Raw genomic sequence first — 18,185 nt, forward strand, 5'->3', positions numbered from 1 at the left:
TACCATGCCTACCGTAGACGTAATCAATTTTGACAACCAGAAGGTCGGCTCGCTCGATCTGTCTGTCGAAGTGTTCGGCGCCGAAGTCAACGAACATCTGCTGTATGAGTCGGTACGCCATTTCATGGCCGGCGAACGCGCCGGTACGGCTTCGACCAAAACCCGTCACGAAGTGGCTGGCAGCGGCAAGAAGCTTTGGAAGCAAAAGGGAACTGGCCGCGCCCGTATGGGTAGCATCCGTTCGCCTCTGTGGCGCCATGGCGGCACCACCCACGGTCCGCAGCCGCGGGACTACAGCTACCGTCTGAACAAGAAGATGGTGCTCGGTGCACTGCGCTCGGCCCTGACGGCGAAGCTGCGCGACGGCGAACTCAGCGTCATCGATGCTTTCTCGTTGTCCGAACCGAAGACCAAGGGCCTGGCTGCGAAGCTCGGCAAGCTGAATTCGGCCAAGACGATCCTGTTAGTTGAGAACGCGGAGAATAAGAATCTCGCACTCGGCTCGCGGAACCTGTCTGGTGTGAAGTTAGTAACATCGAAAGATGTCACGACTTATGACCTGCTGAAGTACAAGCATGTGCTCATCAGCAAGGATGCTGCGGAGAAACTCTCGGAGGGACTGAAATAAATGACTCTGTTCGAAGTTATCTCCCGTCCGATCGTCACCGAAAAGGGTGTCATCAAGAAGGATACCGAACGCACGCTTTGCTTCGAAGTGAAGCATGAGGCTACCAAGACTCAGATCAAGCAAGCGGTCGAGAAGATTTTCAAGGTGAAGGTCGAAGAGGTTCGCACTGTAATCAATGAAGGCAAGCTGCGCCGCCGCGGTAAGTTTGCTGGTTATGGCTCGAACTGGAAGAAGGCCTACGTGAAACTCAAGAAGGACCAGAAGGTCCCTGAATACTCCGAGGTCGTCTAATGCCAATTAAGTCCTACCGACCGTTTACTCCCACGCGCCGCTTCCGTACGGTTGTGACGCGTGAGGATATCACCAAGCAGACTCCCGAAAAGAGTCTCACCAAAGGTAAGGTCAAGAGCGGTGGCCGTAATTCCACCGGCCGCACGACCTCTCGCTTCCGTGGCGGTGGTAACAAGACCACCTACCGCGATATCGATTTTAAGCGCGATAAGGCAGGCGTCCCGGCGAAGGTCGCTTCGATCGAATACGATCCGAACCGCACTGCCCGTATCGCCCTGCTGAACTACGTCGATGGCGAAAAGCGTTACATTGTAGCGCCGGTGGGCCTCAAGGTCGGTTCCACCATCATGAGCGGCCCCGAGGCTGACATCCTGGTGGGCAACGCCCTGCCGCTGCGCAACATCCCGGCCGGCACGGTGGTTCACAATATTGAACTGCGTCCTGGCAAGGGTGCGCAGATGGCCCGTAGCGCGGGTGCTCAGGCACAGATTGTTTCGAAGGAAACCGAATACGCACAGCTGAAGATGCCGAGTGGCGAAGTCCGTCGCGTGCTGATCGATTGCTATGCAACGGTGGGCCAGGTCGGAAATCTCGATCACGAGAATCAGACCCTCGGTAAAGCAGGACGTACACGTTGGGTCGGCAAGCGCCCCCACAATCGTGGCGTCACAATGAACCCGGTCGACCATCCTCATGGTGGTGGTGAGGGCCGCACCTCCGGTGGCCGTCATCCGGTAACCCCTTGGGGCCAGCCGACACGTGGTTACAAGACCCGTAACAACAAGCGCACCGACAACATGATCGTGAAGCGGAAGCAAAAGAGCTAGGGCAGGTAGAAGAAATATATGGGCCGTTCCCTCAAAAAAGGACCGTTTGCTGACGGTCATCTGGTCGACAAGCTGGTGGCCATGAACGAACGCAACGAGAAGAAGGTCATCAAGACCTGGTCTCGCCGCTCGACGATCATGCCGCTCTTTATCGGTCACACGCTAGCCGTCCACCAGGGCAAGAAGTTCATCCCTGTGTACGTGACGGAAAACATGGTTGGTCACAAGCTCGGTGAGTTTGCGCCTACGCGCACCTTCAAGGGCCATGTGGCAAAGAGCAACGAGAAGGGCAGATAGGAGCGCGCGATGATTGCAAAAGCAGAAGCTCGATACGTACGCACCAGCCCGCAGAAGTGCCGTCTTGTCATTGACTTGATTCGTGGCCTGAAGGCTGGCGAGGCGATCAATGTTCTCAAGATGACGAACAAGCGGATGGCTCCGGTAGTGGAGAAGCTGCTCCGCAGCGCCATCGCCAACGCCGAAAACAAGCAGAACGACATCGACGTGGACAACCTCTTTGTGAGCGAGTGTTTCGTGAACGAAGGCCCGCGCATGAAGCGCATCCGTCCCGCCCCGATGGGTCGCGCGTATCGCTACCAGAAAAGAATTGCCCACATTGTGGTGAAGGTCTCAGACGGCTCCCCGGTTGAAGTGGAAGCTGGAGCATAAGGAAAATAGCGAATGGGTCAGAAAGTACATCCCTTTGGATTCCGTCTCGGGGTCACCAAAACCTGGAAGAGCCGTTGGTTCGCCAAGCAGGATTATTCGAAGCTCCTCTTTGAAGATCTCGAACTGAAGGATTCGCTGCGCAACCGCCTGAAGAGTGCGGGTGTGAGTTCGATCGAAGTCGATCGGCCGGGGAACAAGTTGCGGATCACCATCCGTACCTCGCGTCCCGGGATCATCATCGGCCGCAAGGGCGCCGAGATTGAGAAGCTGAAGCAGGATCTGGCCAAGAAGACCAAGCGCGAAGTGTTCATTGATATCCAGGAAGTGCACAAGCCCGAGCTTGATGCCCAACTGGTCAGCGAATCGATTGCGCTGCAGCTCGAAAAGCGCGTCGCCTTCCGCCGCGCCATGCGTAAGGCCGTCGACAGCGCCCAGCGCTTCGGCTGCAAAGGCATCAAGGTTCGCGTCAGCGGCCGCTTGAACGGGGCAGAAATTGCCCGTACCGAGTGGTACCTGCACGGCCAGTTGCCGCTCCATACGCTGCGCGCCGACATCGACTTCGGCTTTGCTGAGGCGCACACCACTTACGGTGTGATTGGTGTGAAGTGCTGGATTTATAAGGGTGACCTTGGCGAAGGCCAGCGCCGCGTGATGCTGCGCAACGACAACGATCCGCAACCCCGTCCGAAGCGCGACAATCGCGATCGCGGCCCGCGCCGTGACGACCGTCCGCGTTCGGGTGGTCCGGGTGGCGACCGTGGTCCGAGCGACCGGGTTGGATTTGATGGCCGTTCGCGCCAGGAAGCCTCGGTTCCGCCGGTGGCTGACTCCGGTGTGGTGGTGACGCCGCCCGAGGTGCCGTCGACCATCAAGAGTGGGGCGCCGATTCTGCCTCCCATGGCTCCGCCGACCCCGAGCTGGAAGCAGGAAGCAGCTCCTGAAGCTGAGGCTGGTAACGTGGAAACTCCGGCAACGGAAGAACCGAAGGCTGAGTAGGCCGCAACGAATTTTTGCAAAGAGGATAACGACCTATGTTGATGCCAAAGAAAGTCAAGTTCCGCAAACAGCAGCGTGGCCGCATGCGCGGAATGGCTTATCGCGGTTCGAGTGTCGACTTCGGCGAATATGGCTTGAAGGCGCTGGCTTGTGGATACATCACCAACCGCCAGCTTGAGGCCGCCCGTATCGCTATGACGCGCTACATCAAGCGCGGTGGTAAGGTCTGGATTCGAATCTTTCCGGACAAGCCGGTGACCAAGAAGCCGGCCGAAGTCCGAATGGGTTCTGGTAAGGGCGCTCCGGATGGATGGGTGTGCGTCATTCGCCCGGGCAAGATTTTGTTTGAGATGGAAGGCGTGCCGCTTGAGACGGCGCAAGAAGCGTTCCGATTGGCTGCCATGAAGTTGCCGATCAAGACGAAGCTTGTGCAGCGGACCGCGCTGTAGGACGAGGACGTAGAAGATGAACGCCGAAACAATTCGTGGCCTCGATGCGGCCGAAATCAAGAAGCAATTGAGCGAAGGCGACGAGACGATGTTCCGTCTCCGCTTTCAGCTCTCAATGGGCCAGATGGAAGGCATCAAGAAACTGCGGGAGCTCAAAAAGGATCGCGCCCGGATCATGACGGTCCTGCGTGAAAAAGAGTTGGCCGCCCAAAAGGAAGGCAAGTAAGCCATGGCCGAAACAGCAGTCAAGCAGCCCAATAAGCAGGAAAAAGTCGGCGAAGTCATCTCGACCAAAATGGCCAAGACGATCATCGTCGAGGTCACGCGGAAGGTGCAGCATCCGCTCTATAAGCGAATTCTGACCCGCCGTAACAAGTTTTATGCCCACGATGAAGAGGGCAAGGCAAAGATGGGCGACCAGGTGCGCATCATCGAGAGCCGGCCGTTGAGCAAGCTGAAACGCTGGCAACTGGCTGAGGTGCTCCGCGAAGCAGTTCGCATTGCCATTGTCGATGGTCCGTCCGACGAGCGCATTGCGCGCGCCGCAGCGGTCAAATCGGCGAAGAAGAACAAGAAGTAGCGCAAGCTGCTGACTTAAAAAGAGTTTAGTTAGAAGAGTTCAGTGAAGGTTCCGGAGATAACGCAATGATTGGGATGAGAACAATGCTGGAAGTGGCGGACAACAGTGGCGCCCGGAAGCTCCAGTGCATTCTGCCGCGCGGAGGTGACAAAGGTCTCACCGCGGGTCTCGGCGACATCATCACGGCTGCCGTGAAGGAAGCCGCTCCCGATTCCAACGTGAAGAAGGGCAAGGTTGTCCGTGCGGTCATCGTGCGGATGCGCAAGGAAGCCCGCCGCAAGGACGGAACCTACATCCGTTTCGATTCAAACGCGGCCGTTCTGGTGAACGAACTCGGTGAGCCGGTTGGCACCCGCGTGTTCGGCCCGGTGGCTCGCGAACTGCGCGACAAACGTTTCATGAAGATTGTATCGCTCGCCCCGGAGGTGGTTTAGTTCCATGGCGTCATTGAGCAAAATGAATGCCTCTGAGAAGGCAGGAATTCCCAAGCGGATCCGTCTGAAGAAGGACGACATGGTGAAGGTCATTGCCGGAAAAGATAAGGGCAAGACTGGAAAAATCATCGAAGTGAACCGGACTGTCGGACGGGTGCTCGTCGAAGGTATTAGCATGGTAAAGCGGGCTACGAAGCCCAACCCGGCCAAGGGCATCAAGGGCGGCTTCCAGGAGCGCGAGTCCAGCATCCACGTCTCGAACGTGATGTTGCTGACCAGCGGTGGGATTCCGACCCGCATTGGTACCAAGGTGGAGACGGTGGGCGGAAAAACCCGCCGCACGCGCATCGCGCGGAAAACCGGTGAGGTGCTGGATTCCAAGTAGTTCGACTCGTTCGAACTAGCCAGGTCCCTCCCAACACATATGAGGTCATAGGTAAGCAATGAAAGCGCGGCTACGAGAAGTTTATTTGAAGAAGGTGGTTCCGGCCCTCCAGCAGGAGTTTGGCTACAAGAACCCCATGGCGATTCCGAAAATCGAGAAGATCTCGATCAATCTCGGCCTCGGCGAAGCCACCGGCAACGCGAAGCTGATGGACATCGCAGTCCAGGAACTGACCGCGATCAGCGGACAGAAGCCCGTGGTGACGAAGGCGAAGAAATCGATCGCAGCTTTCAAGCTCCGCGAAGGCATGCCAATTGGCTGCATGGTCACCCTGCGGGGCGACGCGATGTATGAGTTCTACGACCGCTTCACGTCCATTGCTCTGCCGCGCGTCCGCGATTTCCGCGGCGTGAACCCGAAGTCCTTTGACGGTCGTGGCAACTACACGATGGGCATCAAGGACCAGCTCATTTTCCCCGAAATCGACTACAACAAGGTCGACAAAGCCCGGGGTATGAACATCTGTATCACCACCACGGCAACGAACGACGCGGAAGCGTTGGCATTGCTGAAGTATATGGGAATGCCGTTCCGCCAGTAGGCGTAGAGCGAAGCGAGGAAAAGAGACACGATGGCAACTACCGCGAAAATCGCCAAGGATAACAAGAAGCCGAAGTTCGAATGCCAGCACCGCAACCGCTGCGGCCGCTGCGGCCGTCCTCGGGCCTATCTGAGAAAGTTCAACCTCTGCCGCATCTGCTTCCGCAACCTTGCGTTGGCGGGTGAAGTTCCCGGCGTGACCAAATCGAGCTGGTAGAGATCAAGCGAGAAGGAAAAGAGAGATATATCGATGACGACCGATCCCATCGCAGACATGCTCACCCGCGTCCGCAACGCCCTGAAGTCGCGGCACTCGAAGGTGGATGTCCCCTCCTCCAAGTTGAAGTTGGAAATCGCCCGGATCCTCAAGGATGAGGGCTATATTCTGAACTTCAAGCTGGCGGAAGAAGGCGTCAAGAAGACGATCAAGATTTACCTGAAGTACACGCCCTCCAACGACAGCGTGATCTCGCAGCTGCAGCGCATCTCGCGCCCCGGTTGCCGGGTCTATGTCGGCAGCAAGGAAGTACCGAAGGTGCTCGGCGGCCTGGGGATCAACATCCTCACCACCCCGCAGGGCGTTATGACCGGTAAGAGCGCGCGCAAAGCCAACGTGGGCGGCGAAGTGCTCTGCCAGATCTACTAACAGAGAAGAAGAGATTCAGAGTTTATGTCACGTGTAGGGAAAAAGCCAATTGCTCTTCCGGGCGGAGTGAAGCTCCAGATCGGTGAAGAGCTGCAGGTAGAAGGGCCGAAGGGAAAACTTCTGGTCCCCATTCCGAAGGGCATCACGATTGAGAACAAGAACGGCACCGTCGAAGTCACTCGCGAGAGCGACAAGTACGCCGCCCTCCATGGTCTCACTCGTGCGCTTGCTTCGAATGCGATTGTGGGAGTTTCCAGCGGTTGGACGCGCGAGCTGGACATCGTCGGAATCGGGTATCGTTGCGATGTGAAGGGCAATCTTGCGACCTTTACTCTCGGCTACAGCCATTCCATCGAGTTTTTGCTGCCTCAGGGCGTCGACATGACCGTCGACAAGCAAACACACATTGTCCTGAAGAGCCATGACCGGCAGTTGGTCGGGCAGGTGGCCGCAAAAATGCGCGCTCTCCGTCCCCCGGATCCGTACAAGAACAAGGGCGTTCGCTACACTGGCGAAGTACTGCGTAAGAAGGTCGGCAAGAGCGGCGCTGGCGGCAAGGGTAAGTAAGGCGAGGACTGAAAGATGAAATCACAAGTAAATCGCGACGAAGTACGCCGCCGCATCCACACCCGGATCCGGAAACGCGTGAAGGGAACCGCCGAACGTCCCCGTTTGGCTGTGTTCCGTAGCCTGAATCATATTTATGCGCAGGTCATCGACGACCGTACCGGTCACACCCTTGCTTCTGCCTCGAGCGCTGAGAAGAGTTCGACGGTGAAGAGCGGTGGAAACATCGATGCAGCAAAGGCGGTGGGAGCGCTGGTGGCCGAGCGGGCCAAGGCCGCAGGTGTCGCCTCAGTAGTGTTCGATCGTGGTGGGTTCCTGTACCACGGCCGGGTGAAAGCCCTGGCCGACGCCGCGCGCGAGGGTGGACTTCAGTTTTAGGTTAGGCCGTTAAGGAAAACGCATGGCAACACATTTAGTGAAAAAGGTAGAAGCGGCCGGCTTGAATCTCAAGGAACAGGTCGTATCGATCAACCGCGTCACCAAGGTAGTAAAGGGCGGTAAGAACCTCAGTTTCGCCGCCTTGGTTGTGGTGGGCGACGCCGAAAAGCGCGTGGTCGGCTATGGCACGGGCAAGGCCAAGGAAGTTCCTGCGGCCATCAAGAAGGGCATTGAGGCGGCCAAGAAGAATCTGCGCCAGATCAATACCCTGCCGACGACTATTCTGCACAAGGTCGAAGGCCGTTTCGGAGCTGGAAGCGTCATGCTGAAGCCGGCGCCGGAAGGTACAGGCGTCATTGCTGGCGGCCCGGTCCGCGCCGTCATCGAAAGCGTCGGTATCCCGAACATCCTCACCAAGAATCTCGGTTCGCGCAACCCGCACAATGCGGTGAAGGCAACCGTCAATGCACTCGAGCAGCTGCGTGAGAAGGCAGCGATTGCCGACATGCGCGGCATTGCGATTGAAAAGCTCTAACGGAGAAGCTGTATCATGGCCGAGAAAACTATCAAAATCAAACGGATTGGCAGTCCGATCTGCTGTCCGAAGACCCAGAAGGCCATTGTGCTGAGCCTGGGCCTGAAGAAAATGAACCGTGTAGTGGTGCGCCCCGACACGCCAGCCTTCCGTGGCATGGTGCTGAAGGTGCCTCACCTGTTGGCGATCGTCGAAGAGTAGTCGGAGAATCAGAGAAGAGCGATGAACTTAAGCAACCTCCACCCGCCGGCCGGGCAAAAGCAGAAGAAGCAGCGTATTGGCCAGGGTATGGGCTCACGCCGCGGCAAATTTTCGGGCCGGGGCGCCAAGGGCGCCAAGTCGATCAGCGGTTACTCGAAGATGCGCGGCTTTGAAGGCGGCCAGATGCCGTTGCATCGCCGCATGCCGAAGCGTGGCTTTACCAATCCGTTCCGCGAAGAATACGTGGTGTTGAACCTCAGCCGCCTCGACAAGCTCGAAGGCTCCGAGTTCTCCCCCGAAAGCCTCCAGGCTGCCGGCGTGCTCAAGAAGCTCGAGAAGGGGCTCAAGATCCTCGGTACCGGCGAGATTACCCGGGCCATCAAGGTTCTCGCGCACCAGGTCAGTGAAGCGGCCAAGGCGAAGATTGAAGCTGCCGGTGGCAGTGTCGATCTGATCCCTCCCTTCGTGCCCGCGCCGATCAAGAACCCGAAGCGTGACGCGGCTCTGTTGCGCAAAGCCTCCAAGAAAAAGTAGTTCCCACAAGGATCGACCACTAAACACATGAAGTTCTTCGAAGCCTTCGCAAACGTGTTCCGGATTCCCGATCTTCGCAATCGGATCCTGTTCACGCTCGCCATGTTGGCCGTATATCGTCTCGGCGGACACATCCCCACTCCGGGGATTGACGCCAACCGGCTTGAGGACTATTTCAAGCAAAACGCGGGCGGTATTTTCGGCTTCTTCGACTTGTTCAGCGGTGGCATGTTCCGCCGTTTGACGATTTTCGCGTTGGGCATCATGCCTTACATCACCTCGTCGATCATCTTGCAGTTGTTGACGGTGGTGGTGCCAACGCTTGAGAAGTTGTCGAAGGAAGGCGAAATGGGGCGCCGCAAGATCACCCAGTGGACCCGTTATCTGACGGTCATTCTGGCCTTGTTCCAGTCGGCTGGGATCGCTACGGCGTTACAGGCTGCAGGGACGACGGGCGGCGGTTTTGTTCTCAACCCGGGCATGGGCTTCATTCTGATGACCATGATCAGTCTGACCACCGGTACGGCCTTTATCATGTGGCTTGGCGAGCAGATCACCGAGCGTGGCATTGGCAACGGCATGTCGTTGATTATCTTCACCGGCATCGTCATCGGACTTCCCACCGCGATGATGGAGATTTACAACAACGTCTTTGTCACCCGCCAGTGGAATCCGCTGCAAATGCTGATCATCCTGGCGCTGATGATTTGCGTGATTGCGCTGATCGTCCTTGTGGAACGCGGCGAACGCCGCATTCCGGTCCAGTACGCCAAGCGTGTCGTCGGCCGCCGTGTGATGGGGGGACAACAAACCCACCTGCCACTCAAGGTAAACGCCGGCGGTGTGATTCCGGTCATCTTCGCCCAGAGTTTGCTGACCTTCCCGCAGAGCTTTCTGCAGGTGGAATGGATCAAGAACAATCGCTGGATTGCCGGGATTCTCGAATCGATTGGCCACACCCAGCCGCTGTATTTCATCCTCTATACGGCGCTGATCGTCTTCTTCTGTTTCTTTTACGTCTCCATTATTTTTAACCCGAACGAAGCAGCGGACAACATGCGCAAGTTCGGCGGCTTTATTCCGGGGATCCGCCCGGGCAAGAACACTGCTGACTACATGAACCGCATCCTCACCCGGATCACGGTCGTAGGCGGTCTCTATCTTGCACTGTTGAGCTTGTTGCCGGAGATCATGATTTCCGGAATCAAGCTGCAACGCTTGCCTCTCGTGGGCAACTGGATTGACTCGGCTTTCCCCCGCTGGCTGCTCGATGGTCTCGGTGTGTCGTTCTACTTTGGTGGCACCTCGCTCCTGATCGTGGTGGGCGTCGCGATGGATACCGTGAATCAAGTGGAGGCGCAATTGATTATGCGCCACTACGAGGGCTTCACTCCGAAAGCGGGCCGCATCCGTGGCCGCCGGAGTAGCGTTTAAGGTTTGAACGGTGAACACTCCCCCCAGGCGTTCCAAGCGGTTGTCCTCTTTGGACCGCCTGGGTCGGGAAAAGGGACACAAGCCAAGCTGTTGGTAGAAAGACTCGGCCTCCCTCATGTTTCGACTGGGGATATGCTTCGCGAGCATATCCAATTGGGAGATGCCCTCGGGTTGCAGGTTCGTGAAGTCATCAAGGCTGGCAACCTGGTGCCTGACGAATTGGTGATCCGCCTGGTTGAGGAACGGTTGAACCGGCCCGATTGCAGGCCAGGAGTTTTGTTGGATGGGTTTCCGCGAACCATCGACCAAGCCCGGATCCTATTGGGCATGGCGGAGGGGCGCGGTCTTCGCCTGTTGGTAATCCACTTGAAAGTGGACTATGATGTGATTACAGCCCGGTTAACGGGCCGTCGCATCTGCCCGCAGTGTGGAACCCTTTACAATATTCGTCTGAAGCCTCCGATTGTGCCTGGCCGGTGCAATATTGAGGGTGCCAGACTGATTGTGCGCGAGGATGATAAGGAATCTGTCATCCGGCAGCGGCTGGTAGCGTATGACGCTCAAACCATGCCGGTGTTGCAGTTTTTTGCGGAGCGAGTAGATTTTTTTGAGGTGGACGGGAGTAACCGGAAGCCGGAAGATTTGTCGGACGAGATTGTGAACTGGATACAGACGACCGTACAGGAAGGGAAGGCGAGCTAATGGCGATCATTCGCAAGAGCCTTTCCGAGATGGAAAAGATGCGGAAGTCGGGATTGCTGGTCTATCAGATCCTGAGTGAAGTGTCGAAGCTGGTCCAAGAGGGCGTAACGACGATGGATCTCGAAGTCGTCGCCGAAAAGATGATCCGCGATGCGGGCGCAAAATCCGCCTTCAAGGGTTATTACTCGGAGGCAGCGGGGACGAAATTCCCCTATGTGCTGTGTACGTCGGTGAATGAAGTGGTGGTCCATGGCATGCCCTCGGCCAAGCGCCAGTTGAAGAAAGGCGATATCGTCTCAATCGATACCGGCCTGCAACTGGATGGATATTTTGGCGACTCGGCGGTGACGGTCCCAGTCGGGGAGATTCCGGCAGCAACGCAGAAGTTGCTCGCTGTGACGAAAGAGTCTCTCGAACTGGCGATCCAACAAGCACAGCCGGGCAACCGCCTGTTCGACATCAGCCGTACGGTGGAAGAGCATGTGGTCAAGAACGGTTTTACCGTGGTTCGCGAATTTGTGGGCCATGGAATTGGAACGAAGCTGCACGAGGAACCGCAGGTACCGAACTATGTGGATCGGCAGCAGGAGAACCCGAAGTTGAAGGAAGGCATGGTTCTCGCCATCGAGCCGATGGTGAACCTGGGCAAGCCGGAAACGAATGTTCTCAGCGATAAGTGGACGGCTGTGGCCACCGATGGGAAACCTTCGGCACACTTTGAGCATGTTGTGGCGATCACGGCGAATGGTCCGTGGGTTCTGACGAGGCCCTAGCCCGTGTCTGCAGAGACCAGGGCGAGTGAGTCTGCCGTCGAGGCAAAGGTTTTGGAGCTCCTTCCGCAGGGGGGAGTGAGGTTGGAGTTGGAGAGCCGGGCTCAAGTGATTGGGCATCCGGCGGGCGCGACCAAGGTGAATTTCGTCCGGTTGCGCACCAACGACAAGGTTTTGGTGGAATTATCTCCGCACGATAAGTCGCGGGGCAGGATTGTGAAACTGCTGGCTCGATAGCCGGGAGTAGCGAAAGGCGAAGGAATACGGAAATGAAAGTTCGTCCGTCGGTCAAGAAAATTTGCGACAAGTGCAAGATCGTCCACCGCGAAGGCGTAGTGCGTGTGATCTGTGCCAACCCGAAGCATAAGCAGCGTCAGGGTTAGTGAGTACCGAGAGAAAGAGTTAGGAGCGAAAAGTTATGGCGCGTATCGTTGGCGTAGACCTCCCCGGCCGCAAAAGGGCCGCAATCGGGCTCACGTACATTTATGGCATCGGAAACACCCGTGCTCTGTCGATCCTCCATCGTTGCGAGATCGATGCAAATAAGCGGGTCTCGGATCTGACCGAAGAAGAAATCAACCGCATCCGCATGATGCTTGAGAGCGAAGGCTCCATCGAAGGCGATCTCCGTAAGGAAACCTCGATGAACATCAAGCGCCTGATGGAAATGGGCAGCTATCGTGGCCTGCGGCACCGCCGCGGTCTCCCGGCTCGTGGCCAACGCACGCACACCAATGCGCGCACTCGCAAGGGCCCACGCAAGGGTACAGTGGCTGGCAAGAAGAAGGTCGGCAAGTAAGGTCCGGGAGGATCTGAAGAGGAACGAAGATGGCCAAAGCTCAAGCAAAAAGCAACAAGAAGAAGTCATTCAAGAAGAAAGAGCGAAAGAGCATCCCGTTTGGGCTGGTTCACGTTCAGGCTTCTTTCAACAACACGATCATCACGATCACCGATCCGGTGGGCAACGTGCTGAGCTGGAGCTCCTCCGGCTCGCTCGGCTTCCGCGGTTCGCGCAAAGGCACGCCGTTTGCCGCCCAGCAGGCCAGCCTCACGGCTGCCAACAAGGCCAAGGACAATGCCGGGTTGCGTTCGGTGGACGTGAAGGTTTCCGGCCCCGGCGCCGGCCGTGAATCGGCCGTGCGTGCCCTCGGTAGCGTTGGCATCGAAGTGCGATCGATTCGTGACACCACGCCGATCCCACACAACGGTTGCCGCCCGCCGAAGCGCCGCCGCGTCTGATCTTTTGAATTTTGGATAGTACGAAAAGCAGGATGAAGGCTCCGGCTGTAAACTGCACCGGTTCTGAATGATCGGAACTCAGGTAATAGGAGAACAAGGACTCAATGGCTCGTTATAATGGCCCAGTTTGCCGGCTTTGCCGGCGTGAGGGCATGAAGCTCTTCCTCAAGGGAGAGCGTTGCAACACGGCGAAGTGCGCAATCGAAAAGCGGAACTTTATCCCTGGCCAGCACGGCCAGGCACGCGCAAAGAAGATTCAGGGCTACGGTTTGCAGCTTCGCGAGAAGCAGAAGGCTCGCCGCTACTACGGCGTGCTCGAAGGCCAGTTCCGCAACCTGTTTGAGAAGGCAGTGGGCATGAAGGGTGTGACCGGCGAAAATATGCTGGCTATGCTCGAGAGCCGCCTCGATAACGTTGTCCTCCGCACCGGGTTTGCCAACAGCCGCGCGCAGGCACGTCAGTTGGTACGCCATGGTCATATCAGCGTGAACGGACGCCGCACTAATATCCCCTCGTTCCAGGCCAAGCCGGGCGACGTGGTGGAAGTGCTCGAGAAGAGCCGCAAGGTCACTTCGATTCTCGCCTCACGCGATTCCACGGCACATTATCCATCTCCCAATTGGCTCGACGTTGACCGCGATAATTTCAAGGCGCGTGTCATCCAGGTTCCCAAGCGTGAGGAACTGGTGCAGATTCAGCTCAACGAGCAGCTGATCGTCGAGTTGTACTCGAAGTAATTGGCCGACTCACAAATCAACTTTTAATCAAAGGAGGCGCATGTTTCGAGGGTTTCAAAAGCCAAAGCGTCTGGTTGCCAATACGGAAACATTGAGCGAACGGTACGGCATGTTCACGGCACAGCCGTTTGAGCGTGGATTCGGTACCACGATCGGCAACGCATTGCGTCGCGCACTGCTGAGTTCGATCGAGGGCGCCGCGATCACGGCCGTTCGGATCGAGGGTGTGGCGCACGAGTTTTCGCCTATCCCTGGCGTGGTCGAGGATGCCACGGACATCATCCTGAATCTGAAGCAGATCCCCTTCAAAATGGTTGGCGAAGGGATCAAAACGGTTCGCCTGACGTCGGATGACTCCGGTGAAGTTCTCAGTGGCGCGATCGAAACCGACAGTGATGTCGAAGTGCTGGATCGCAATATGCACATCGCCTCGGTGAGCGAAGGTGGAAAGTTGACCATCGAGATGCGTCTGAAGATGGGCCGCGGCTATGTCAGCGCGGACCGGAACTTCGACGAAGATCTCCCGCTCGGCTATATCCCAATCGACTCGGTGCATTCGCCGGTTCGTAAGGTCAATTACAACGTGGAAGCGGCTCGTCTCGGTCAGATGACCGACTACGACAAGCTGACACTCGAGGTGTGGACCAATGGCGCCGTCTCGCCCGCCGACTCGATCGGCATGGCGGCCAAGCTCCTGAAAGACCACATGACGATCTTCGTGAACTTCGAAGAGACGCCGGATGCAGTGGAAGAACCGATTGAGCGCGCTGTCGGTCAGATGAATGAAGTGCTGAATCGTTCGGTGGAAGAACTCGAACTCAGCGTTCGTTCCTACAACTGCCTCAAAAACGCGAACATTCAAACGATCGGTGACCTGGTTCAGAAGACAGAAGCAGAGATGCTTCGTACCAAGAACTTCGGACGCAAGTCGCTGAACGAAATCAAAGAAATACTGGGTGGACTGGCGCTCGGCTTCGGCATGAAGATCGACGCAAGCGGCCGCCTGATTGCGCCTCCGGGCGGAATCTCCATGGAGCCGTTGCCCGTCGGCGACGATGACCTCTAAACGAAACGGATAAGTGAGAAGGAGTTTAGACAATGAGACATCGTAAGGGCGGCTTCAGGCTCAAGCGGAACCTCGCCGAGCGCCGTGCGTTGCTCCGCAACCTGGTGACCAGCGTGGTGATGGATGAGCGTATTGAAACCACGATCCCGAAAGCAAAGGCAGCCAAACCATTGGTCGAGAAGATGATTACTCTCGCCAAGGAAGGCACCCTGCATTCCCGCCGCCAAGCCGCCGCGTTTCTGATGACGCCGGCAAGTGTGAAGAAGTTGTTCGACAAGTTGGGACCACGTTTTGGCCAGCGCAATGGCGGCTACACCCGGATTATCCGTGTGGGCTTCCGCCAGGGCGATGGTGCTGAGACCTGCAAGCTGGAACTCGTCGGTAGCGAGCTCGTACGCCGTGCGGCAGACCGCGCCAAGCGCCGCGAGGAGAAGTTGAAGGCTCTGCAAGAGGGTCGTGAACCTGGTAGCGAAGGCGAGCAAGAAGCAAGCTAGACGCGAGTCGGAATCAAATGTAAAAAGGCCAGTCCTGCGGGACTGGCCTTTTTTATTTTCTGGCCCACTCGGAGTGATGAATAGAACAGTAGAAAAGTTGACAAGATGGGGCGCAGATTGTACACTGTAATTGTCGGTTCTATCTAGAAAGGAACTCCAATGAATATCAGTCGTTTTAACTCGTTTGATCTAACGCCTTTCCAGGCTTTCCGTCTGCTGGATGAGGCGCTTCCTCGTGTTGCCGAGCCATCGGGTTCGAATCCATGGATTCCGGCCGTTGACGTTTTAGAGACAGAGAACGAACTCATTCTCAAGGCCGATCTCCCGGAAGTGAAACAGGAACAGATCGACATCCGCATCGAAGACGGGACCCTGACGCTGCGTGGCGAACGAAAGTTTGTCAAAGGGGAAAATGAGAAGGGTTACCATCGCATTGAACGCAGTTACGGTAGCTTCAGCCGCAGTTTCGCCCTGAATGATTCGATCAACCCGGAAGGCGTGAAGGCAAGCTTCAAAGATGGGGTCTTGACCATTACGCTGCCGAAGAAGGATATCGCCAAGCCCCGTCAAATCAAGGTAGAAGTTAGCAACTAAGCGGTCCCGGGAGGGATCCAATAAAATAAAGGCGGAGGCGGAGACCTCCGCCTTTCGTTTGTGTGAAGGAGAGTAGGGGATATGAACTCAGTAAAAACGGTCTTATTGTTAGGTGGGATGTCGGGCTTTCTCTTGCTGATGGGGGAGACCTTCGGGGGAAGGCAAGGTTTGATGCTGGCCTTGGGGGGCGCAGTCCTCATGAACTTCTTTAGTTACTTCTTCTCGGAGAAGATGGCTCTGTCGATGTCTGGCGCGCAACGGGTGAGCGATGCGGAACACCCGCAAATCTATGCCCGCCTTGCCCCCATGACGGAGCGCCTGACGCAGAAGATGGGGATCCCGATGCCGAAGCTTTGGGTGCTGCCGGAAGAGTCGCCCAACGCTTTTGCGACGGGGCGGAATCCGGAACATGCTTCGGTGGCGGTGAGTGCCGGTTTGCTCGAGGTGATGAATGACTCGGAGTTAGAAGCGGTGGTGGCTCATGAGTTGGGCCATGTCAAGAACCGCGATATTCTGATCAGCTCCATTGCTGCTACCCTGGGCGCGGCCATTACTGGCTTGGCCCGATTTGGGATGTTCTTCGGGGGCCGTCGCGATGACGATGGAGAGAGCCGCGGCAGTGGTGGCATCTTCATGCTCTTTCTGGCCCCGATCGCTGCCCTATTGATCCAGATGGCCGTTTCGAGAACTCGTGAGTATTCTGCGGATGCCACCTCGGCGAAGTACACCGGCTCTCCCACCGGATTAGTGAATGCTTTACGGAAACTGGATTCCTGGTCCCAGCGCATTCCGATGGAAGCTGCGCCGTCGATGTCTCACATGTATATCTTTCCGCCCCTGCTGGGTGGCCTCGGCCGGCTCTTCTCTACGCACCCGTCAACAGAGCAACGTATTGCTGCCCTGTTGGGGAATCGCTAATGAAGCGATTGCGTGTTAGCCGGAAGGCAGCCCAGCGGCTTGAAGCGGGGCACCAATGGGTGTACCGGGGCGAAATGGCAGGGGACTTGGAGGCCGATGCCCTCGAGTCCGTCCTGCTTTGTGATGAGCGTGGCCGGTTGCTCGGCAGCGCCTTGGTGGATGCAAGGTCCCCGGTTCCGGTGCGGCTCTATTCCCGGAAAGAAACTGCCTTTGATCAGACGTTGCTGGAAGCTCGCGTCGACAAAGCCGTCGCCTGGCGCCAGCGAGTGGTGGCGCCAGATTCTACAGGCTATCGCATGATCTTTAGTGAGGCGGATGGACTGCCGGGACTCACCGTGGATCGCTTTGGCGACAGTCTTGCCTTTCAATGTAATTCTAGAAATTACATATCTTCGATTGAGATCATTGCCGACAGGATATGGGATCAATTCGGAAGAGAAAAGAACACGGGTTGTGTGGTGAGTGAAGAAGGAGAAACACGCCGATTGGTTCGCGGAGACACTTCGAGCGCGAAATCGACTTACCTCTTAAATGGCTTCACAATGCAGGCAGACCTGCTCGATGGGCCGAAGACCGGGGCGTTCCTCGATCAGCGGGAGAACTATCTGGCTGTGAGTCATTGGGCGAAGTTGTTTTGTCCGGAAGGGAATGCGCTGGACCTGTATTCGTCCTCGGGAGGTTTTGCGCTGCATCTGGCGCGTGTGACAAAACAGGTTGATGCCGTAGATTCGTCTGCAACCTCGATTCAAACCATTGCTGGCAACGCAGAGCGCAATGAGATTCAGAACGTGCGGGCCATCCAATCGGATGTCAAGCAGTTTCTGCGTGGGTTGGGGCAAGCGCGCCGCCGTTACAATTGTGTTGTTGCGGATCCACCGGCTTTTGCGAAATCTGTCCAGAAACGAGAAGAGGCGGCCCGCGCCTATTATGATCTGAATCTCAGAGCTTTAAGCGTGACCGCCCCTGCGGGATTGTTTGTTACTTGTTCTTGTTCCCGTGCAATGAACGAAGAGGATTTCGTGGCGATTCTGCGTCAATGCGCTGCAGAAAGCCGGAGAAGCTTGAGTTTCGTGGACAAGCGGCGACAGAGTTCCGACCACCGGGAATCTTTGCTCGTTCCGGAAACAAGCTACTTGAAATGCCTCATCTTTCGGGTGGACGATTAGTTCGTCCGAAAGATGTTACTCGGCCTTTTTGCCTTTGCGGAAGGCGGCCCAACGCTTCTTTTGCGCGGCAGCGATGCGAAGGCGGGCTTCTTCGCTAAGAACACGCTTGCGCCGGGTGGGGGACGGTGAAGGCGCAGATGCGGCGGCTACCGAGGAACTCGTGGTGGAGGGCGCAGCGGCTTTGCGGCCACCGAGTAAGCCACGGACCATCGAGATTTGTTCTTCGATGCGCTTTTTTTGCAATTCTAGGCCTTCGAGCGCGGCGACCAGAATTGAGGGGTCTTGCATTTGGGAAGTGGGACGAGCCATCAGAGATCCTTATAATTATTCTTGTTACAGCAGTGA

33 protein-coding genes are annotated in these 18,185 nt (G+C 56.8%); 32 read left to right on the forward strand and 1 reads right to left on the reverse strand.

Annotated elements, in window-relative coordinates; genetic code table 11:
- The first annotated feature begins 4 nt into the window (after positions 1 to 4).
- The 32 genes from rplD (at position 5) to M017_RS0111050 (ending at position 17,840) form a co-directional block, all read left to right on the forward strand.
- Positions 5 to 628: a 50S ribosomal protein L4 gene (gene rplD / locus M017_RS0110900; RefSeq protein ID WP_031497873.1), complete on the forward strand. Its 624-nt coding sequence runs from the start codon at positions 5 to 7 to the stop codon at positions 626 to 628.
- On the forward strand, positions 629 to 919 hold the full coding sequence (locus M017_RS0110905) for a 50S ribosomal protein L23 (protein ID WP_031497874.1): 291 nt from the start codon (positions 629 to 631) through the stop codon (positions 917 to 919).
- Positions 919 to 1,746, forward strand: a complete 828-nt coding sequence (gene rplB, locus M017_RS0110910; RefSeq protein WP_031497875.1) for a 50S ribosomal protein L2 — start codon at positions 919 to 921, stop codon at positions 1,744 to 1,746. The genes M017_RS0110905 and rplB overlap by 1 nt, the downstream gene beginning before the upstream one ends.
- A gap of 18 nt (positions 1,747 to 1,764) precedes the next feature.
- A complete protein-coding gene (rpsS, locus tag M017_RS0110915) occupies positions 1,765 to 2,043 on the forward strand; it encodes a 30S ribosomal protein S19 (protein WP_031497876.1) in 279 nt (92 codons plus the stop codon).
- 9 nt (positions 2,044 to 2,052) lie between these two features.
- On the forward strand, positions 2,053 to 2,415 hold the full coding sequence (rplV, locus tag M017_RS0110920) for a 50S ribosomal protein L22 (protein WP_031497877.1): 363 nt from the start codon (positions 2,053 to 2,055) through the stop codon (positions 2,413 to 2,415).
- Positions 2,416 to 2,427: 12 nt separating this feature from the next.
- Entirely contained in the window at positions 2,428 to 3,411 is a 984-nt protein-coding gene (gene rpsC / locus M017_RS30685) for a 30S ribosomal protein S3 (protein ID WP_031497878.1), read from the forward strand.
- Positions 3,412 to 3,446: 35 nt separating this feature from the next.
- Complete coding sequence (gene rplP / locus M017_RS0110930; protein ID WP_031497879.1) at positions 3,447 to 3,860, forward strand: 50S ribosomal protein L16; 414 nt, start codon at positions 3,447 to 3,449, stop codon at positions 3,858 to 3,860.
- A gap of 16 nt (positions 3,861 to 3,876) precedes the next feature.
- Positions 3,877 to 4,086, forward strand: coding sequence for a 50S ribosomal protein L29 (rpmC, locus tag M017_RS0110935; protein ID WP_031497880.1), 210 nt, complete (start codon positions 3,877 to 3,879; stop codon positions 4,084 to 4,086).
- 3 nt (positions 4,087 to 4,089) lie between these two features.
- Positions 4,090 to 4,440 carry a 30S ribosomal protein S17 gene (rpsQ, locus tag M017_RS0110940; protein WP_031497881.1) on the forward strand — a complete coding sequence of 117 codons (351 nt, stop codon included), beginning with the start codon at positions 4,090 to 4,092 and terminating at the stop codon, positions 4,438 to 4,440.
- Positions 4,441 to 4,505: 65 nt separating this feature from the next.
- Complete coding sequence (rplN, locus tag M017_RS0110945; RefSeq protein ID WP_031497882.1) at positions 4,506 to 4,874, forward strand: 50S ribosomal protein L14; 369 nt, start codon at positions 4,506 to 4,508, stop codon at positions 4,872 to 4,874.
- A gap of 22 nt (positions 4,875 to 4,896) precedes the next feature.
- Positions 4,897 to 5,259, forward strand: a complete 363-nt coding sequence (gene rplX, locus M017_RS0110950; protein ID WP_031497883.1) for a 50S ribosomal protein L24 — start codon at positions 4,897 to 4,899, stop codon at positions 5,257 to 5,259.
- Between the two features lie 58 nt (positions 5,260 to 5,317).
- Complete coding sequence (gene rplE / locus M017_RS0110955) at positions 5,318 to 5,860, forward strand: 50S ribosomal protein L5 (RefSeq protein ID WP_031497884.1); 543 nt, start codon at positions 5,318 to 5,320, stop codon at positions 5,858 to 5,860.
- Between the two features lie 30 nt (positions 5,861 to 5,890).
- Complete coding sequence (locus tag M017_RS0110960; RefSeq protein ID WP_031497885.1) at positions 5,891 to 6,076, forward strand: type Z 30S ribosomal protein S14; 186 nt, start codon at positions 5,891 to 5,893, stop codon at positions 6,074 to 6,076.
- 33 nt (positions 6,077 to 6,109) lie between these two features.
- Positions 6,110 to 6,505 (forward strand): 30S ribosomal protein S8, encoded by a 396-nt coding sequence (rpsH, locus tag M017_RS0110965; RefSeq protein WP_031497886.1) that lies wholly within the window; start codon positions 6,110 to 6,112, stop codon positions 6,503 to 6,505.
- Between the two features lie 24 nt (positions 6,506 to 6,529).
- A complete protein-coding gene (gene rplF, locus M017_RS0110970) occupies positions 6,530 to 7,072 on the forward strand; it encodes a 50S ribosomal protein L6 (RefSeq protein WP_031497887.1) in 543 nt (180 codons plus the stop codon).
- Positions 7,073 to 7,087: 15 nt separating this feature from the next.
- A complete protein-coding gene (gene rplR, locus M017_RS0110975) occupies positions 7,088 to 7,450 on the forward strand; it encodes a 50S ribosomal protein L18 (RefSeq protein WP_031497888.1) in 363 nt (120 codons plus the stop codon).
- Between the two features lie 22 nt (positions 7,451 to 7,472).
- Positions 7,473 to 7,985 (forward strand): 30S ribosomal protein S5, encoded by a 513-nt coding sequence (gene rpsE, locus M017_RS0110980; RefSeq protein ID WP_031497889.1) that lies wholly within the window; start codon positions 7,473 to 7,475, stop codon positions 7,983 to 7,985.
- Between the two features lie 15 nt (positions 7,986 to 8,000).
- Positions 8,001 to 8,186 (forward strand): 50S ribosomal protein L30, encoded by a 186-nt coding sequence (gene rpmD / locus M017_RS0110985; RefSeq protein WP_031497890.1) that lies wholly within the window; start codon positions 8,001 to 8,003, stop codon positions 8,184 to 8,186.
- A gap of 21 nt (positions 8,187 to 8,207) precedes the next feature.
- Positions 8,208 to 8,720, forward strand: a complete 513-nt coding sequence (gene rplO, locus M017_RS0110990; RefSeq protein ID WP_035957769.1) for a 50S ribosomal protein L15 — start codon at positions 8,208 to 8,210, stop codon at positions 8,718 to 8,720.
- Positions 8,721 to 8,747: 27 nt separating this feature from the next.
- Positions 8,748 to 10,154 (forward strand): preprotein translocase subunit SecY, encoded by a 1,407-nt coding sequence (gene secY, locus M017_RS0110995; RefSeq protein WP_031497892.1) that lies wholly within the window; start codon positions 8,748 to 8,750, stop codon positions 10,152 to 10,154.
- A 3-nt stretch (positions 10,155 to 10,157) separates the two neighbouring features.
- The gene (locus M017_RS0111000) at positions 10,158 to 10,856 is read left to right on the forward strand and encodes an adenylate kinase (protein ID WP_031497893.1); all 699 of its coding nucleotides are present in this window, start codon (positions 10,158 to 10,160) and stop codon (positions 10,854 to 10,856) included.
- Positions 10,856 to 11,629, forward strand: coding sequence for a type I methionyl aminopeptidase (map, locus tag M017_RS0111005; protein ID WP_031497894.1), 774 nt, complete (start codon positions 10,856 to 10,858; stop codon positions 11,627 to 11,629). The genes M017_RS0111000 and map overlap by 1 nt, the downstream gene beginning before the upstream one ends.
- 3 nt (positions 11,630 to 11,632) lie before the next feature.
- Complete coding sequence (locus M017_RS30690; protein WP_031497895.1) at positions 11,633 to 11,863, forward strand: S1 domain-containing protein; 231 nt, start codon at positions 11,633 to 11,635, stop codon at positions 11,861 to 11,863.
- 32 nt (positions 11,864 to 11,895) lie between these two features.
- Complete coding sequence (gene rpmJ / locus M017_RS28665) at positions 11,896 to 12,009, forward strand: 50S ribosomal protein L36 (protein ID WP_080507646.1); 114 nt, start codon at positions 11,896 to 11,898, stop codon at positions 12,007 to 12,009.
- Between the two features lie 35 nt (positions 12,010 to 12,044).
- A complete protein-coding gene (gene rpsM, locus M017_RS0111015) occupies positions 12,045 to 12,425 on the forward strand; it encodes a 30S ribosomal protein S13 (RefSeq protein WP_031497896.1) in 381 nt (126 codons plus the stop codon).
- 29 nt (positions 12,426 to 12,454) lie between these two features.
- A complete protein-coding gene (rpsK, locus tag M017_RS0111020; RefSeq protein WP_031497897.1) occupies positions 12,455 to 12,865 on the forward strand; it encodes a 30S ribosomal protein S11 in 411 nt (136 codons plus the stop codon).
- A gap of 104 nt (positions 12,866 to 12,969) precedes the next feature.
- Positions 12,970 to 13,602: a 30S ribosomal protein S4 gene (gene rpsD / locus M017_RS0111025; protein WP_031497898.1), complete on the forward strand. Its 633-nt coding sequence runs from the start codon at positions 12,970 to 12,972 to the stop codon at positions 13,600 to 13,602.
- Positions 13,603 to 13,642: 40 nt separating this feature from the next.
- On the forward strand, positions 13,643 to 14,668 hold the full coding sequence (locus M017_RS0111030; protein WP_031497899.1) for a DNA-directed RNA polymerase subunit alpha: 1,026 nt from the start codon (positions 13,643 to 13,645) through the stop codon (positions 14,666 to 14,668).
- A gap of 32 nt (positions 14,669 to 14,700) precedes the next feature.
- Complete coding sequence (gene rplQ / locus M017_RS0111035) at positions 14,701 to 15,162, forward strand: 50S ribosomal protein L17 (RefSeq protein WP_031497900.1); 462 nt, start codon at positions 14,701 to 14,703, stop codon at positions 15,160 to 15,162.
- Between the two features lie 159 nt (positions 15,163 to 15,321).
- Positions 15,322 to 15,756, forward strand: coding sequence for an Hsp20/alpha crystallin family protein (locus tag M017_RS0111040; RefSeq protein ID WP_031497901.1), 435 nt, complete (start codon positions 15,322 to 15,324; stop codon positions 15,754 to 15,756).
- 81 nt (positions 15,757 to 15,837) lie between these two features.
- Positions 15,838 to 16,674, forward strand: coding sequence for a zinc metalloprotease HtpX (locus M017_RS0111045; RefSeq protein ID WP_031497902.1), 837 nt, complete (start codon positions 15,838 to 15,840; stop codon positions 16,672 to 16,674).
- A complete protein-coding gene (locus tag M017_RS0111050) occupies positions 16,674 to 17,840 on the forward strand; it encodes a class I SAM-dependent rRNA methyltransferase (protein WP_080507647.1) in 1,167 nt (388 codons plus the stop codon). The genes M017_RS0111045 and M017_RS0111050 overlap by 1 nt, the downstream gene beginning before the upstream one ends.
- Positions 17,841 to 17,855: 15 nt before the next feature.
- On the opposite strand, the gene M017_RS0111055 is transcribed toward M017_RS0111050, so the two are convergent.
- Complete coding sequence (locus M017_RS0111055) at positions 17,856 to 18,149, reverse strand: hypothetical protein (protein WP_155121353.1); 294 nt, start codon at positions 18,147 to 18,149, stop codon at positions 17,856 to 17,858.
- Between the last annotated feature and the right edge of the window lie 36 nt (positions 18,150 to 18,185).

Origin of the sequence: Bryobacter aggregatus MPL3 (assembly GCF_000702445.1) — a bacterium.
In the GTDB taxonomy this organism is placed as follows: domain Bacteria; phylum Acidobacteriota; class Terriglobia; order Bryobacterales; family Bryobacteraceae; genus Bryobacter; species Bryobacter aggregatus.

What these genes read in the sequence shown, in the direction of transcription:
- rpsQ (WP_031497881.1), top strand. Translation starts at nt 4,090, where the DNA reads ATGGCCGAAACAGCAGTCAAGCAGCCCAATAAGCAGGAAAAAGTCGGC.
- rpmC (WP_031497880.1), top strand. Translation starts at nt 3,877, where the DNA reads ATGAACGCCGAAACAATTCGTGGCCTCGATGCGGCCGAAATCAAGAAG.
- rplP (WP_031497879.1), top strand. Translation starts at nt 3,447, where the DNA reads ATGTTGATGCCAAAGAAAGTCAAGTTCCGCAAACAGCAGCGTGGCCGC.
- rplE (WP_031497884.1), top strand. Translation starts at nt 5,318, where the DNA reads ATGAAAGCGCGGCTACGAGAAGTTTATTTGAAGAAGGTGGTTCCGGCC.
- rpsK (WP_031497897.1), top strand. Translation starts at nt 12,455, where the DNA reads ATGGCCAAAGCTCAAGCAAAAAGCAACAAGAAGAAGTCATTCAAGAAG.
- rpsS (WP_031497876.1), top strand. Translation starts at nt 1,765, where the DNA reads ATGGGCCGTTCCCTCAAAAAAGGACCGTTTGCTGACGGTCATCTGGTC.
- rplX (WP_031497883.1), top strand. Translation starts at nt 4,897, where the DNA reads ATGAATGCCTCTGAGAAGGCAGGAATTCCCAAGCGGATCCGTCTGAAG.
- rplB (WP_031497875.1), top strand. Translation starts at nt 919, where the DNA reads ATGCCAATTAAGTCCTACCGACCGTTTACTCCCACGCGCCGCTTCCGT.
- rplV (WP_031497877.1), top strand. Translation starts at nt 2,053, where the DNA reads ATGATTGCAAAAGCAGAAGCTCGATACGTACGCACCAGCCCGCAGAAG.
- map (WP_031497894.1), top strand. Translation starts at nt 10,856, where the DNA reads ATGGCGATCATTCGCAAGAGCCTTTCCGAGATGGAAAAGATGCGGAAG.
- rpsE (WP_031497889.1), top strand. Translation starts at nt 7,473, where the DNA reads ATGGCAACACATTTAGTGAAAAAGGTAGAAGCGGCCGGCTTGAATCTC.
- M017_RS0111030 (WP_031497899.1), top strand. Translation starts at nt 13,643, where the DNA reads ATGTTTCGAGGGTTTCAAAAGCCAAAGCGTCTGGTTGCCAATACGGAA.
- rplQ (WP_031497900.1), top strand. Translation starts at nt 14,701, where the DNA reads ATGAGACATCGTAAGGGCGGCTTCAGGCTCAAGCGGAACCTCGCCGAG.
- rplN (WP_031497882.1), top strand. Translation starts at nt 4,506, where the DNA reads ATGATTGGGATGAGAACAATGCTGGAAGTGGCGGACAACAGTGGCGCC.
- rplD (WP_031497873.1), top strand. Translation starts at nt 5, where the DNA reads ATGCCTACCGTAGACGTAATCAATTTTGACAACCAGAAGGTCGGCTCG.
- rpsD (WP_031497898.1), top strand. Translation starts at nt 12,970, where the DNA reads ATGGCTCGTTATAATGGCCCAGTTTGCCGGCTTTGCCGGCGTGAGGGC.
- M017_RS0111055 (WP_155121353.1), bottom strand. Translation starts at nt 18,149, where the DNA reads ATGGCTCGTCCCACTTCCCAAATGCAAGACCCCTCAATTCTGGTCGCC.
- rpsM (WP_031497896.1), top strand. Translation starts at nt 12,045, where the DNA reads ATGGCGCGTATCGTTGGCGTAGACCTCCCCGGCCGCAAAAGGGCCGCA.
- M017_RS0111045 (WP_031497902.1), top strand. Translation starts at nt 15,838, where the DNA reads ATGAACTCAGTAAAAACGGTCTTATTGTTAGGTGGGATGTCGGGCTTT.
- M017_RS0110960 (WP_031497885.1), top strand. Translation starts at nt 5,891, where the DNA reads ATGGCAACTACCGCGAAAATCGCCAAGGATAACAAGAAGCCGAAGTTC.
- M017_RS0111050 (WP_080507647.1), top strand. Translation starts at nt 16,674, where the DNA reads ATGAAGCGATTGCGTGTTAGCCGGAAGGCAGCCCAGCGGCTTGAAGCG.
- rpsH (WP_031497886.1), top strand. Translation starts at nt 6,110, where the DNA reads ATGACGACCGATCCCATCGCAGACATGCTCACCCGCGTCCGCAACGCC.
- rpmJ (WP_080507646.1), top strand. Translation starts at nt 11,896, where the DNA reads ATGAAAGTTCGTCCGTCGGTCAAGAAAATTTGCGACAAGTGCAAGATC.
- rplF (WP_031497887.1), top strand. Translation starts at nt 6,530, where the DNA reads ATGTCACGTGTAGGGAAAAAGCCAATTGCTCTTCCGGGCGGAGTGAAG.
- M017_RS0110905 (WP_031497874.1), top strand. Translation starts at nt 629, where the DNA reads ATGACTCTGTTCGAAGTTATCTCCCGTCCGATCGTCACCGAAAAGGGT.
- rpmD (WP_031497890.1), top strand. Translation starts at nt 8,001, where the DNA reads ATGGCCGAGAAAACTATCAAAATCAAACGGATTGGCAGTCCGATCTGC.
- rplO (WP_035957769.1), top strand. Translation starts at nt 8,208, where the DNA reads ATGAACTTAAGCAACCTCCACCCGCCGGCCGGGCAAAAGCAGAAGAAG.
- rplR (WP_031497888.1), top strand. Translation starts at nt 7,088, where the DNA reads ATGAAATCACAAGTAAATCGCGACGAAGTACGCCGCCGCATCCACACC.
- M017_RS0111040 (WP_031497901.1), top strand. Translation starts at nt 15,322, where the DNA reads ATGAATATCAGTCGTTTTAACTCGTTTGATCTAACGCCTTTCCAGGCT.
- rpsC (WP_031497878.1), top strand. Translation starts at nt 2,428, where the DNA reads ATGGGTCAGAAAGTACATCCCTTTGGATTCCGTCTCGGGGTCACCAAA.
- secY (WP_031497892.1), top strand. Translation starts at nt 8,748, where the DNA reads ATGAAGTTCTTCGAAGCCTTCGCAAACGTGTTCCGGATTCCCGATCTT.